Source organism: Singulisphaera sp. GP187 (genome assembly GCF_900129635.1).
In the GTDB taxonomy this organism is placed as follows: Bacteria; Planctomycetota; Planctomycetia; order Isosphaerales; family Isosphaeraceae; genus Singulisphaera.
The window spans coordinates 1,953,114-1,967,308 of the sequence record NZ_FSRB01000001.1; the positions used below are offsets into that span (position 1 = coordinate 1,953,114).

At 64.8% G+C, this 14,195-nt stretch carries 6 protein-coding genes; 1 reads left to right on the forward strand and 5 read right to left on the reverse strand.

Going from position 1 to position 14,195, the window contains the following annotated elements; genetic code table 11:
• Positions 1-834, forward strand: a complete 834-nt coding sequence (locus BUS42_RS07730) for an IS630 family transposase (RefSeq protein ID WP_256386196.1) — start codon at positions 1-3, stop codon at positions 832-834.
• A gap of 64 nt (positions 835-898) precedes the next feature.
• Here the strand turns inward: BUS42_RS07730 and BUS42_RS07735 are convergent, their stop codons facing one another.
• The 5 genes from BUS42_RS07735 to BUS42_RS44890 form a co-directional block, all read right to left on the reverse strand.
• Positions 899-1,501 carry an SMI1/KNR4 family protein gene (locus tag BUS42_RS07735; protein ID WP_074306421.1) on the reverse strand — a complete coding sequence of 201 codons (603 nt, stop codon included), beginning with the start codon at positions 1,499-1,501 and terminating at the stop codon, positions 899-901.
• Positions 1,502-2,477: 976 nt separating this feature from the next.
• Positions 2,478-3,497: a hypothetical protein gene (locus BUS42_RS07740; protein WP_074306422.1), complete on the reverse strand. Its 1,020-nt coding sequence runs from the start codon at positions 3,495-3,497 to the stop codon at positions 2,478-2,480.
• Between the two features lie 151 nt (positions 3,498-3,648).
• A complete protein-coding gene (locus tag BUS42_RS42595) occupies positions 3,649-3,978 on the reverse strand; it encodes a hypothetical protein (RefSeq protein WP_143206267.1) in 330 nt (109 codons plus the stop codon).
• A gap of 276 nt (positions 3,979-4,254) precedes the next feature.
• Positions 4,255-9,531: an RHS repeat-associated core domain-containing protein gene (locus BUS42_RS07750; RefSeq protein ID WP_074306424.1), complete on the reverse strand. Its 5,277-nt coding sequence runs from the start codon at positions 9,529-9,531 to the stop codon at positions 4,255-4,257.
• Positions 9,474-14,105, reverse strand: coding sequence for a putative Ig domain-containing protein (locus BUS42_RS44890; RefSeq protein WP_315850737.1), 4,632 nt, complete (start codon positions 14,103-14,105; stop codon positions 9,474-9,476). The genes BUS42_RS07750 and BUS42_RS44890 overlap by 58 nt, the downstream gene beginning before the upstream one ends.
• Positions 14,106-14,195: the final 90 nt, after the last annotated feature.

Sequence of the window (14,195 nt, forward strand, 5' to 3'; positions counted from 1 at the left end):
CTGCGCCAGGGACCCGGCGAGGAGGCCCGGCAGGAGATCGACACCACGGGGACCGCCCCACCGCCGAGCCGCTGGACCCTGCGGACCATCCGGGCCAGCTTCGCGCCGTTCCAGGGCATGACGCTCGGCGGCGTCTGGCGGGCCCTGGACCGGTGTCGGGTCGGGCTCCGCTCGGGGGTCGTGCAACAATACAGCCCCGATCCCGACTACGTCGCGAAACAAAATCATCTTTCCAAGTGCATGAGTAAAGCCGCCGCGGCACCGGGCCGGGTCACCCTGGTCTTCCTCGACGAGATGGGCTACTCCCGCTGGCCCGAGCCGGCGTGCGACTGGACGTCCCACGCCCCCGACGTCCCGCCCCTGGCGGACCGCCTCCGCAGCCCGAACCGGCTTTGGCGGATCATCGGCGCGATGAACGCCCTGACGGGTCGGGTGGACTTCCTGGAGGACTACATCGTGGGACGGGCCAAGGTCATCAAGTTCTATGAACAATTGAGTCTAGCCTATCCTGATGCGGAGCGGCTCCTGGTCGTGCAGGACAACTGGTCGATCCACCGCCACGACGACGTCATGGCGGCGCTGGCGAGGTGGCCGCGGATCGAGCCGGTCTGGCTCCCGACCTACGCGCCTTGGCTGAACCCGATCGAGAAGCTGCGGCGGTGGCTCCGCCAGGACGTGCTGAAACTGCACCGCCTGGCGGGGGATTGGGCGAACCTGCGGGGCCGGGTCAATCAGTTCCTGGGCCAATTCGCCACGGGGTCGCACGCCCTGCTCCAGTACGTGGGGCTTTTGGGCCAGGGAAAGTTGGCCCAGGCCCTTCGAAGTCCGCCTTAATTACCGATTCTGAGCGTCAGAATTCATTAGGTGCCTGGCTACCGACTCGTGCGCCTTTCACGAATCATCGGTTCCTGGAACCTTTTCCGCCTGATCGTCGGGGCCGGACCTGGCCGGCCGGGCAAAAAGTGGGGTCGCGACGGATGATCTTAGGATCGCTCCCACCTCCGAAGAAACTCTCGGGCAGCAGACCCGAGACCCATTCGGCGATGAATTGGGCGAGTGGAATGTAGTACTGCTGATATTCCCATCCGCCTCGCCAATTGTAATGGACAAGCGTCCAGTCATCTGGCTCTCCACGCGTCAGCCAAAAAAGGTCGTCGCCGTTGCTATCCCGGGCCACGGGCAGCAGCCCGCCCCTCTCTGGGTAGGCGGGGAACGGGCGCTTCACAGCAATTTGGAATCCCGGCCCTTCCCGATAGTGTTCAAGAATCGGGTCGACCTGGGACAGGAGGTTCCCGCTCTCCGAGGATGAGAACGGGTTCAAGACACCGAGAAGGTCGCAAAAATCTCCCGACCCGTAGGTATTGATCAACCATTTGTAATCGCCCGGCAAGACCGTGCCCAATTGCGCCTCGACCTCATCCCATTGCTCAGGCGACCCCGCGTTGACTGGGCAAGCGGGAGGAGGTGCCTCCGCGAGCAGCCTCAATTGGTAATCGTTCATCGAGCTTCCTCCATCCGCCCTAACACTTTCCGCATCACTCTGTCGCCTCTCATCCGTCATAGAATCGGTTGACGCCTCGGATTCCCCCGAGACATGTCTCCCCCAACTCCAGACCCGCAGCGACTCAACGAGCGGGGACAAACAGCCAGAGCGGGGACAAACAGCCATGCACTTCAATTGGGACGCTTGGGAGGTTCAGCAAAGATGGATGCCCAGTCGCGAGACTTGACGAATCACCCAAACCTCCCCTTTTTCCTCTTTAGGTGCCTGGCTACCGACTCGTGCGCCTTTCTGTACCGTCATATTCCTCGATCGAGGCAATGGCCTATACCCTCGTTTCGATCCTCACCAACTCGATCTTTCCGTTCGACTCCGCCAGCCTACTGAAGCCGCCTTGTTCCGAGCAGCACCACTGCTCAACCGCCGACACGAGTCCCGAAAACCGTGGCGCGGCGACGAGCAGGCCGAAGTCTCCGTCAGGGGTGAGCGGGACACTACCTCTTCGACCTCTTTAGGTGCCTGGCTACCGACTCCCTGGAGGAGGACTCAGCCGAGAGAGTGTCACGGTGTCGTCGTCGGAGTGTAGGCGCAGGTCGTCCCGGTAACCACGACTGTGCCGGTCTCGGTGGTGAAGAGGGGGAGGCGATTCCGCAGGTTCAGGTCGTGATCGCCCACGACCCTGCGCCTGGAATCCAAATCGCATGGCTGGTCACCCGGTTGACGGGCATGATCGCCGGGCCGACCAACCGGGTGCAGGTCGGTCCGGCGTCATCGCCCGGAACAGAATCACCCAGACCCCCTGGCTTAAGTCAAGATTTAGCAACGGCCCCTTTGATTTCGAGGTCAAGATATCAGAAGCTGACGTTCACCCTTTCTCTCCTCGACTCCGTCGGTTCCTGACCGGTGGCGATTCAACATCCAAATACAACGGCGTCGATCGGGAACCACTTGGGGTTGAACTGTTCGAGCAACCGGATCAGCAGGGGATGCAACCCCGCCATCGGCACCCTTCATGTCCGCGTTGAAACGGACCAGGTCGGTCGAGTGGTCGACCGAGATCTCCGAGTAACCTCTGAGGCCCCCATCGCCCAGACCGCCGTATCGTCCCACGACGAGATAACTGGGAAGCAGTTCGGACAACATCGCGAAGACCCCGTCGGGGGGGCTTGGTGGCGAAATAGATCGTCGTCTGGAGACGATCCCACGCGTACTCCCACCGGAAGCCGGGGGTGTTCAAGACCCGGAAGCGGCCCGAACGGAACAAGAGATCGGGTTGCGATCCGAGAGGGGGGCCGCCATCCGGGGGCTCCGCCGAGGCCACCGGGTCGGGTGACACGGTCAGGGTAATCGGCTGGCCGGCGGGGAACCCGAGCGTCTTCACCTCGAAGTCGCTCGACGCCTTCTTGCCGACGGCCACCCCCTGGACCATGCGGGACTCGCGACCGAAGTTCAATATGCTCAGGATCAACCAGTTCAAGGTCGCCGATCCTGACCGGCTCAGATCGACATGGAACTCGGCGCCCAGGCCGTCGAACGTGACGCGGTCTCCGGCGAGGGCGGCGGGTCCGTCCCCGAGTATGCCGCGGTCGGCCACGCTCTCGGCCCAGGAAAGGAGTTCCCGCGCGAAGGCCCGCCGCGTGTCGCGCACGACGCGTCGAGCGAACATGACAAGGATCCGGAGACGGTCCACCCGGAGAGGCGTCGCATGCGGGAAGAGAGGGTCGATGACCCAGACTTTGACTCCCGGTTGGGGGAGCCTCTGCTGGTAGGCGTCGTCGAGGACCACAGTCACGCGACACGGGGGAAAGGGGGGTTGGCTGTCGAAGTCGGGGTTCTCGTGGGAAAAGAGGCTCGGGACCCCGGCCCCTTGGAGGATCTCGTCCAATTCGTAGTGGCCGAGCCCGCCGACAATCGGCATCTCGAGGGCGCCGTCGGGATACTCGGCGAAGGTGCCCCAGCGGCCTTCGACGTCGACCGGAGGCGGCAACTCCGGCACCCGTGCCAAGGCCTCGGCGACCGGCTGTGTCAGGATTACATACTATCTTAAAAGAGTTTAATCCAGAACGGGGCGGCGATACAGTAGAATTAGGTGCCTGGCTACCGATTCATACCCCAAACCTTCAAAAGACGGTGTGTAATGTGAGTATTTAGGTGGGGACATCGCTTGACGAATGTGTCGTTTCGTACTTCGCTTTGATGAGCTCGAAATACGGGAGCCCGAAGTTCAGAAACATGTCGACTGCTTCGTCAACGTAGTAGTAGGCTTTGAGAGCGTCGCTATTATCCACGATCTCGCTCACGTCGGGATGGCGCGCGACCCAGTCGGAAACCTTCTCGGTCTCAGGCGTGTACCTGACCTTCCAAGGGGTCGCGTTGCGGGTCCAGAGCAAGCTGAGATCCACCGTCAGTCCGTCCTTGTTCGGTTCGTCGTTCGGCGCGCCAGGGGTCGCGAAGATTGGTGGCCTGTCCGTTGTCATCCAGGTAATCATCAGCGAAAAGCGATCCTCTTTTCCATAAACTTGAAGTGTCACATAGAAATGCAGCTTAGAATCTTGCCTATGATAACATTCCAGATCATCGTGACCTCCGCCGAAGGACGCGGGGCGGAATTGGGGAACCAACCGGTCCATCCGCTCTCGGAATCTTCGGCGCACCAGGGCCTCTCTTTCCTTTCGCATGTGGACTCATCCTTTCGGCTTGGTGAGATGAGGTCGCCCCGCAAAGAGTGGGGATGGTCAGACGATCCCGGCGCATCAGCCGAGCCTTAGCATTAGCGAGATCCAATTGTACAGTCCAGAAACGCCGTGCACAAACTGAATCCGATTAAAAGCATCCGGGCCTAGGGCAGTGTAAAGTGCATTCAAGGTCGGCAGGCTCGGAGCTTTCAGTGACCAGACCACGAACTGATCGGCTTTGACGACGCCTTGCTCTATCGCGTCAACGCCACGCTGGAACTGTTGCACAACGCGAGGGAAAAAGCTACTCGTGTAATCGATGGTCGATTTGATCTCGACTAAATAGTTGCGGTTACCGATCTGGACAAGCCGGTCGATGGTCCCTTTGGCGAATGTCACGACATTCGTCTTCAAGATTTCTACGCCGTTGCCAAACATCCCGATGACGCGGTCCGCCAGACGTTCGATTAGGGCACCAACTCGGTTGAACGCATTTGTTGCAGCCGCAAGGCCGCTTGCGATCAATCGCCCTTGCGTACGAAGAATGTTTGCTCCACGGACCGTCAAGATCGCAAGTTGCCCCTGGATTCCGGTTACCTCGACTTCTTCGGCGGAATCCGTGTTCCCGGAAGGATCGACCCGGTCGACTGGATCGTCGCTGGCGTAAACGTATCTCTGAAGCGTCAAAGGATGGTGTGGGTCCCCGGAGACAGTATCCCTACTGAGGAATCTCCCAGCCGTCGGCGTCAAGTACCGGGCCCTCAGGTAGTACTCTCCGGTCTCATCGCCAAACTGCTGTCCGGTAAACAGATAGCTGTTGACCGTCGTGCCCGTGTGTCCAATCAGGTTTCCGAATGCATCGTAGGCATACGTGTCTGTCACGGCACCGGTGTTATTCATTAACGCCCGCGTGCTCCCCAGCCCATCCTTGACGTAGAACGACTTTGTCCCGCTCCGGTCCTGGAACAAGAGGTTCAGCCCGCGGACGTAGGTCGCCGCCAGCACCCCGCCCGGCGCGTACTCCTCCAGCACCTGGTCGTACGCCTGGTTCGGGTCGTTCAGATACGTTGTCGTCTGACCGTTGACCGTCTCCGACACCCGGTTGCCCGCGTCGTCGTAGACGTCGCTGACCTGCTGCGTGGTCGTGCCGTTGACGACGATGACGGCCGAGGTCATTCGGCCTTCCAGGTCCCAGCCGTAGGTCGTCTCGGTGCTCGTCGCGTTGTAGTTATGATCGTAGCTGGTGACGCTGTCGGTTATCGTGTTTCCCGACTTATCGTATGTAAATGTTTCGTTGTGGTAGCTGTCAGCCGCCAGGGTGCCGTAGACCCCCATCAGACGGTCGTCAGCGTCATAATAGTATGAGTAATAGTACGAGAGCTCAGGCCCCTCGGTCCCGTCGCCGCTGTCGATCATCGTGCTCCGGTTACCGGCCAGGTCGTAGGTGTAGTCATACGTCCGGTCCACGGCGGTCGGGTCATCCGTGATCGCTACCCTGGTCAAGTGGCCGTCAGCGTCGTAGGTGTAGGTCACGGTACGGCCGGAATTCTCGGACACGCCCGTGCGATTGCCGGCCTGATCGAGGGTGTAGGTGAAGCGGGCGATGACAGGCCCCGTCGCTCCCAGGGTGGTCACGATCGAGGCCAGGCGGTTGAGCGGGTCGTAGCCGCGGGTCTCGACGGTGCCGTTGGGGAAGGCGGTCGTGGCCAGGTTGTCGTTGACGTCGTAGGCGTAGGTCGTGACCAAGGCCGGCGACACGGTGGCGCCGTCGAGCTTGTCCACGGTGACGGTCTGGAGCCGGCCCTCCTGGTCATAGCCGTAGGCGATGTGGGTGTTGGCGGTGGCGACGCCGGTCTTGGCGCCGGTGGCGAGGTCGTAGGAGTAGGTGACGTCGCCCTGGGGCGAGTCGATCTCGACGAGGTCGCCGTGGACGTCGTAGTACGAGGAGGTCGTGCCGTCGTCGGGGGTCGTTACCGTGTCGTAGCGGCGGCCGTTGCCGTCATAGTTGTCGTACGTGTAGGTCACGACTTTGGTGGGCGTCCCCGTGACGAGCGCGGCCTGGTCGGTGTACTCCTTTTTCAACTCGACGCGGCCCTGGTCATCGTACGCAGAGGTGATGATGTGGCCATCGAAATCGGTCGTCGAGGCGAGTTGTCCCAGGGCATCGTAGGTCCAGGTCTCGGTCGACGAGCCATCAGGAAGGGTCTCGGAGACCTTGCGGCCGAAGGCGTCGTGGGCGAAGGTCGTCGTATGGTCCAGGGGGTCGGTCTGGGCGACGAGGTTGCCGTACGTATCGTAGGCGTAGTGGTAGTGCGGGCTGGTCGGCATGCCGGTGGAGGGGTCGGTCACCGGGGGCAGGAAGACGTCGGTCAGGTCGCCGAACGAATCATACTGGTAGGAGGTCGTGTGGCCCATGGCGTCGGTATCGGACGCTTTGCGGCCGTTGGCATCGTAAGTCGTGGACGCGGACGTGCCATCGGCGTAGGTCGTCTTGAGCAGGCGGCCGTCGCCGTCGTAGAGAAACCGCGTGGTGTGGTTCGCGGCGTCGGTCGTCGAAGCCAGTCGGCCGGCGGCGTTGTAGGCTGAGTGAGTGCTGCGGACCACCGTCTGGAGGGTGCCGGCGACGACGGCATTGACGGTATCGTCGACCTCGGTCTGCCGGCCGGCGTCGTCGTACTGGTAGTTGGTGGTATGGTTGGCGGCATCGGTGGAATGGAGGACGCGGCCCAGGCTGTCGTAGACGGTGGTGGTGGAAGAGAGTTGGACGCCGTGAGAAATGAGGACGCTGCCGACCGGCATGCCGGTCACGGGATCGTTATCGATGCCGATGACGACGTTGGTGTACCGTTGGGTGCCCTTGACGTTGCCATTATCGTCGTAGAGGGTGAGCGTGCCGTCGGCGGCGTGACCGGGCAGGTGCAAGTCGTCGGTCCAGAGGACGCGACCGCGGTCGTCGTAGACGGTCGAGCTGACCGCGAGCGGGTCTCCGAAGGACTGGAGGGCACTGGTCGGATGGGTGGTGTTGGGGTTGCTGATGGTGATGACGACGTCGTGGAACTGCTCGGTGCGGAGGACCCGGCCATCGGTGTCGTAGATCGTGTGCGTGCCCACGGACGGGTTGCCCGTGAGATGAGGATCGACGGTCCAGAGGGGGCGTCCATTGGCGTCGTAGACGATCTCGGTCTTCGTCCCATCGGCGTCGGTGGTCTGGATCAGCCGGTCCTGGGCATCGAAGACGTTCGTGGTGCGCATGTCGCGGGTGTTTGCCGCGTTGTTCGGGTCCATCCAGGTCCAGTCGCTGGTCGTCTGATTGCCGTCTGCGTCGTAGGTGAAGGTCGTGGTGGTGTTGTGGGCATCCGTGGTGGTGGCGACATCACCGTAGGCGTCGTACGTCTCGCTGGTGGTCCCATCGGGAGTGGTGGTCGACTGCAGGTTACCGTGGGCGTCGTAACTAAACGAGGTCGTCAGGCCGGCTGGGCTCGTGCTCGAGAGCAGGTTGCCCTGGCCGTCATACTGGAACAGGGTCGTACCGCCTAGCGCGTCGGTACTCGTGGCGGGCTGGCCTAACAAGTCGTAGGTGAACCGCGTGACGTGGCCCAGGGCGCCGGTCTCGCTCAGGATTTCGCCGTAGGCGTCGTAGGTGTAGGAGGTGCTGATCTGCCGGCCGTCGATCGTCTGGGCCTGGGAGGTGAGCTCGTTGCCCGTATAGGTGGCGGAGGAGGCGTTGCCCAGGGCGTCGACCGTGCCGGTGACGTTACCCTGGGAATCGAACCGCAGCGCGGTGGGCACGCTCGGCGTATTGGGATCGGTCCGGGCCGGGGTAATCACCGCGCCTAGGGTGGTCGGGTCGTAGGCCAGGGTGTTCGAGTTCCCCTGGGCGTCGGCCAGGCCGGTCAGTCGGCCGTTGGTGTAGGTCGCCTGGGCGACCGTGACGCCGAAGGCGTCGACGATGTGGTCGAGGATGTGCGCCTGGGTGACGCTGTAGACGATCTGGGTCTTGTTGTCGTTGCGGTCGGTCACCGAGGCGAGGTTGCCGCTCCCCTCGTAGCCGTAGAGGAGCTGATTGCCCCGGGGGTCGGTGATCGCGGTGATCCGGCCGGCATAGTCCCGCGTGAACGTGACGGCGCGGCCGGTAGGGCTGAAGATCCCGCCGTCCTCATAGGTCAGGACGTTGCCGTTGCGGTCGGAGACGCTCGCCAGCTTGCCGGTAGCGGCGTCCAGGGTGTAGGCCGTGCCGTCGTGGGTCGTCAGGGTGTAGGCGGCGCCGAAGAGCGAGTCGGCCGGGTTGTAGGGCGTGAGGTTGGCATCCTCGCCCGAGTAGGTGCCGTCGCCGTTGGCGATCAGCTCGGTGGCCGGCACGGTCAGGCGATCGGAGACCCCCGGGTCAGGGACGAACAGCGGGGTGGCGTAGTTTGCGAAGGCGAAATAGCCGGTGACGACCGGCTGGGGCTCGAAGGTGAATCCCTCGGGCTGCTGGCCCGGGCGGGTAAGCACGACGCGAGTCCCGAGCTGGAAGGGAGCGAGCACGCCGGCGTCGACGAGCGTGCCGTCGGCCTGGCTGACCTGGAGCTGGAAGTCCCCCTCGTTCATGGTCCAGCCGTAACCGAAGTCGCCGTCCTTGTTCGCATTGAGGGTGTCATAGGTGCGGGTGATCGTGATCGGGATGCCCGCCACCGGGATGGTCAGGTCGGTGAACGAGAGGTGCAAGTTGCCCAGCTTGAGGTTGCCGGCGACGTTCACCTCCTGGTCGACGGTGGTGGTCCGGTTGCCCGTGTTGGTGGCCTTTAGCTCGAGGACGTAGGACCCGTTGGCCAGCATCGTGGGATCGAACACTCCGAGCACGCCGTCGCTGATCGGGGTCGAGCCGCCCGAGGCGATCGGGGTGAAGGCGGTGCTCCCCAGCGGCGCCACCGAGAGCGTGTAGGACTGGAGGTTGGCATCCTGGACTGTCCCCATGACGTTGATCGGCGCGGTCACCAGCGCGTCGAGGCTCTTGCGGTAGGTCAGCGACCAGGACTCGAGCTTCGCCGTGTTGGTCGTCGAGTGGTTGGTGATCGTCAGGGTGTACGTGCCGGCGGCGACCTTGCCGTTGAACGGCGACAGGGGATTCTGGGGCTGGAACCGCCCGGTGTAGGGGGCGGTGCCGCCGGCCAATGCGACGGTGGCGGTGTCGTCCAGCACGGTGTTGGTGAAGTTCTGCCCGCCGACGCCGCTGAACAGCGTGATCGGGGCCATGCCGTTCGGTCCGGTGAGGGTGGCAACCAGGTCGGAATCGCTGGGGTCGATGAGGCTCAGGGTCACGGCGAGGTCGGCGATCTTCGCCGCGTCGTTGATCGTGATCGTCGAGGACTGCACTGACCCGGCCCCACATGCACCTCGGCGAAGGTCGGCAAGTGCGTCGTGGCGTCGGTGGCGTTGGAGGCCGCCACGGTGGAGGACTGCGCGGTGAACGAGGCCGTGGGGGCGGTGGTGACGTTCGGGTCGAACACGGTGATCGTCGCGGTCGCCGGCGGGCTCGTGGTGTTGCCGGCGGTGTCGGTCGCCGTGGCGGAGACCGTGAAGGGGCCGAGGGCGTCCAGGGTGATCGTGGCCGCGCCGTGGGCGTCGAGCGGGTACGTTGTGGTCCCATGGGTCAAGGTGCGCGCGACGACCCCGACGTTGTCGGTGGCCAGCACGACGACCGTGACCTGGGAACCGAGCGGGCCGGTGGTGCGGCTGAGCTCGATGCTGGCCTTGGGAGCTTCCAGGTCGCCGACGGCGGTCAACGCGTACGTGTGACTGGCCGTCACGCCGGCGGTGTCCTTGACGGTCACGTGGAGGGTCAGCGGCACGCCGACGTCGGCCTGGAGTGGCAACCAGGTGATCCGGCCCAGGTTGTCGATGGTCGGCGCAGCCTCGCCGGACGGGAGGCCGGTGACATCGAGCTGGTAGGTCAGCGGATCGCCATCGGGGTCCGAGGCGTGGATGTCGAACTCGTAGGGCACGCCGGCCGTCGCGGTGGGGACCGTCGCCGGGGCGATTGTCGGGCCGGAGTCGGCGGAGGCCACGAGGGTGTACGTCTCTTCAGCCAGGCCGGTGGTGTCGTCGGTGACCTGGACGGTGATGTGGTACGTCCCGGCCGGCGGGGTGCCCGAGAGCACGCCCGAGGTATCGCCGATGGTGAGCCACCCGAGGTTGTCGCCCAGGATCTGGTAGTGGAGCGGGTCGCCGTCGGGGTCGGTCGCCAGGACCGCGTCGGTGAACGGCTGGCCGGCCAGGGTCGCCTGCTTAGGCGTCCAGTTCAGGACCGGCGGACGGTTGGGGGCCGCGGCGGCGACAACGAGCGTGAACGACTGGGTGTCGGTCCCTCCCAGGCCGTCGCTGACCTCGATCGTCAGGGGGTACGAGCCGGCGACGGGGGAGGCCCACGGGAGCAGGTTGGAGGAAGGGTCGGGGAAGTCGAGTCCGACGGGGTGGCTGCCGATGAGCTTGTAGTGGATCGGGTCGCCGTCGATATCCTGGGCGCGGACCGCGTAGGTGTAGGCTTGGCCGACAGCGCCGGCGGTCTGGGCCGTGGAGAGGATCTGGGGCGGCGTATCCACGCCGCGGACGGTGATCGCGTACGCCTGGGTGGTCGACCCGCCGTAGGGGTCGCTGACGCGGACGGTGACCGGGAACGTGCCGACCTGATCGGGTGTGGGATCCCAGCGGATCGTACCCAGCCCGGGGTTGATCGACAGACCGGCCGGGGCAGTCTCCAGGCTCCAGAGCAGTACGTCGCTGTCCGGGTCGGTGGCCTGCGCATTGTACGCGTAGGAGTTGCCGATGATGTCGACCAGCGGCGGGCTCGACGTGATTTGCGGCGGGCTGTTGGTCCCGGTGGTGGTCACGGTGAGGTTGAATGTCTTGGAGACCGGCGTGGCGCGGCCGTCGCTGACGGTGACGGTGACCGGTGTGGTGCCCGGGCTGCCGGTCGCGGTGCCGGAGATCGCCCCGGTGTTCGGGTCGATCGAGAGCCAGCCGAGGCTGGTCGTCATGGAGTAATGGAGCGGGTCGCCGTCGGTGTCGGAGCCCCGGGCCGCGCCGTAGTAGGTCCGGCCGAGCGGGATCGTCGTGCGGACCGGGAGGTCGAGCGCGAGGCTGCCGTCCGGGGCCGATCCGCTGACGTTGAGCGTGACCGGCTGGTAGGCGTCGCCGCCGCGACCGTCGTCGACGATGACGGTGAAGTCGATCTCGCCGGTCTGCTGGGGCGTGAAGGTGAGCAGTCCGGTCTGGGAGTTGATCGACAGGCCGGGCGCGTCGATGTCCAGGGAGTAGTTCAAGGGGTCGTTCTCGGCGTCCTCCGCGCGGACCTGGTAGACCCAGGGGAGTAGTTTGACGGGCGGCACGCTCGGTGGCGTCGAGGTGATCGTCGGCGCCGACTCGTAGCCGGCGGCGATGACCTTGAACGCCTGCAAGGTGGCGCCGCCGTGACCGTCCTGCGCACGGAGCAGGACCCAGTAGACCCCCTTCTCGTCGGCGGTGGGCTCCCAGACGATTTCCCCCGAGACGGGGTCGACGATCATGCCGGCCGGGTGGACCGGCAGGTCGAAGCTGAGGGGCTCGCCGTCGGGGTCGGCGGCGGTGGGCTGGTAAACGATCGTGGTCTGCCCCGGGACGACCATCAGGCCGTCGGGCGGGCTGCTGGCGAAGGCGGGCTGCTGGTTGACCGTGGTGTTGGGGTCGTGGAAGCCGAAGTCGATGCCGAGCAGGAGCTGCGACGCGGCGAAGGTGAGCGTGTACGACGTCGAGCCGGCCGGCTCGGTTTCGCCCCAACCGCTCGGCGCGACAGCGACGACATGGTAGGTTCCCGGCACGGCGAGGTCAGTGAAGCGGTAGTTGCCGTCGACGTCGGTCGTCGTGGCGACTTCGCCGGCGTCGAACACGCCGTTGCCGTTGGCGTCGAGGAAGACCGTGACGCCCTTCAGGCCGGGCTCGTTCGGATAGCGTTGGCCGGTCTGGTAGTCGTCCCGGTAAACGGTGCCGCGGGCCTCGCCGGCCGCGAGGTTGTCGACCTTGAGGTTCCAGCTCTGGGGGGGGATCGAGGAGCCGCCGCGGCCGTCGGTGACGTCGACGGTGAAGGAGTAGTTGCCGGGCTGGGCGGGCCAGGTCAGCAGGCCGGTCCGGGGGTTGACCGTCACCGTGCCGGGCGCGTTGGTGGCGACGAGGCTGTAGGTCAGCGGGTCGTTGTCCGGATCGAAGGCGCGGATCTGGTACATGTACGTGTGGGCCGGATCAGGAATCAAGCCGTTGGACGTCACCAGGCCGCGACCGGCCAGGGTGATGAGCTTGCTCGAGGCGTCGGTGTCGACGATGTTGAAGCCGGCGATGGGCTGGAACGAGTTGTGCTCGATGTTTCCCGCGATGTCGGCGTTGGTCAGGCCGAGAGCCTCGCCGAACGGCGTGACCGTATTGCCGTTCTCCAATTCCCCGCCGACGCTCGCGCTGAGGACCGGGAAGGGGAGATACCCGAACTCACCGCCATTGGGAAGCATGGGGGGTTGGAACCCGGGCTCGTTGTTCTCGCTCATTGCGAACAGACCGCCGCCGAGGTTGATGAACCGCGTGATATCGGCGGTGTGGGCGTTGAGGAGATCGAGCTCCGCCTGGGTGAGCTGGCCGCCGAAGTCGCTGGCGACGACAATCGCGGAGTAGCGGGAGCCGAGCGCACCGAGGGCTGCGTTCAACGAACGGACGTCGGCCACGTCGAAGTCCTGCCCCTCGACATACCCGGCTGCCACGATCCCCTCGACGCCGACGGGCCCACCGCCGCTCTGGGGGTCGGACAGCTGGGAATCAACGAACAGGAACTTGTGGATTCCCGCGGCGACGAACGGGTTATACGCCGGGTCCATGACGTAATGGATCCCGGCCGAGATGATGTTGCGCGCGCCGGGGGGGTTCGGCCCGTAGAGGTCGTGGAAGTCGGGGTCGTGGCCGGTGAGGAAGACCGAACCGCCGATGTGCCCCTGGAAGGTCGGCGGGGGCAGCAGGAGCGACTTGTCAGGCGTGCTCACGATCACCGGCGGGTGGTTGCCCGGCTCTGGCCGGACCATCACGTGGAAGGTCTGGGTGTCGGAGCCCCCCCGGCCGTCGTCGACCTTGATCTCGACCGACTGCAAGCCGAGCTGGCTGCCGTTCGGGGTCCAGACCAGGGCGCCGCTGGCCGGGAGCATTGTCATCCCCGAGGGGCCGGTGACCAGCGAATAGGTCAGGATGTCACCGTTGATGTCGACGGCGTGCGACGGGTAGTTGTACGGGACGTTGACGAAGGCGTCGACCACCGGGGTGGTGACGAAGTGCGGGGGCACGTTCACCGCGTTGCTGACGACCGTGAGGACGTAGTTCTGCACGGCGGTGCCGCCGTGGCCGTCGAGGACTTCGATGCTGACATTGTGGTTCCCGATGTCGTTGGACCCGCCGTATAACGACCCGTCCGACGGCTCCCAGGTGACGAGCCCGGTGTTGCGATCGACCGACATCCCGCCGGGACCGGCGAGCAGTGTGTAGGTGACCGGGTCACCGTCCGGGTCGGTGGCCCGCGCGGTGTACTGGTAGGGCAGGACCGACGGCGAACCGAAGTCCGAGTTGTACTCGTACCAGTAGTGCGCGGCGGTCTCGACGACCGGGACCGATGTGAAGGACGGCGGACGGTTCACCGGCGCGAGGAAGACCAGGTCATAGGTGAAGGGCACCTGCTGGGGGTCGAAGAACGCCAACACGCCGTTGTTGGTGGTCTGGCCGGGCTCGATCGTGCGGCCGGCGACCAGCTTGCTGAAATCATAGTAGTACGTGCCGTCGGGCAGGACGCCGTCGTAGTCGCGGACACGCACCAGCGGGTTGCTGATGTGTTTCACGGCGACCAGCAGCGGCGTATGCACCGTGTAGGTGCCGACGTCCTGGGCGGCCATATCGGCGTAGAGCACCGTCGTGGCCGAGTTGTACGAGGTCCGGCCGTATTGCGGGCTGAAGCTGGCCGTCACGTCGGACAGGCTCGCGAA

Bases quoted from the DNA above. Each gene is read 5' to 3' on its own strand.
- BUS42_RS44890 (WP_315850737.1), bottom strand. From the start codon at position 14,105: ATGGCCGCCCAGGACGTCGGCACCTACACGGTGCATACGCCGCTGCTG.
- BUS42_RS42595 (WP_143206267.1), bottom strand. From the start codon at position 3,978: ATGACAACGGACAGGCCACCAATCTTCGCGACCCCTGGCGCGCCGAAC.
- BUS42_RS07735 (WP_074306421.1), bottom strand. From the start codon at position 1,501: ATGAACGATTACCAATTGAGGCTGCTCGCGGAGGCACCTCCTCCCGCT.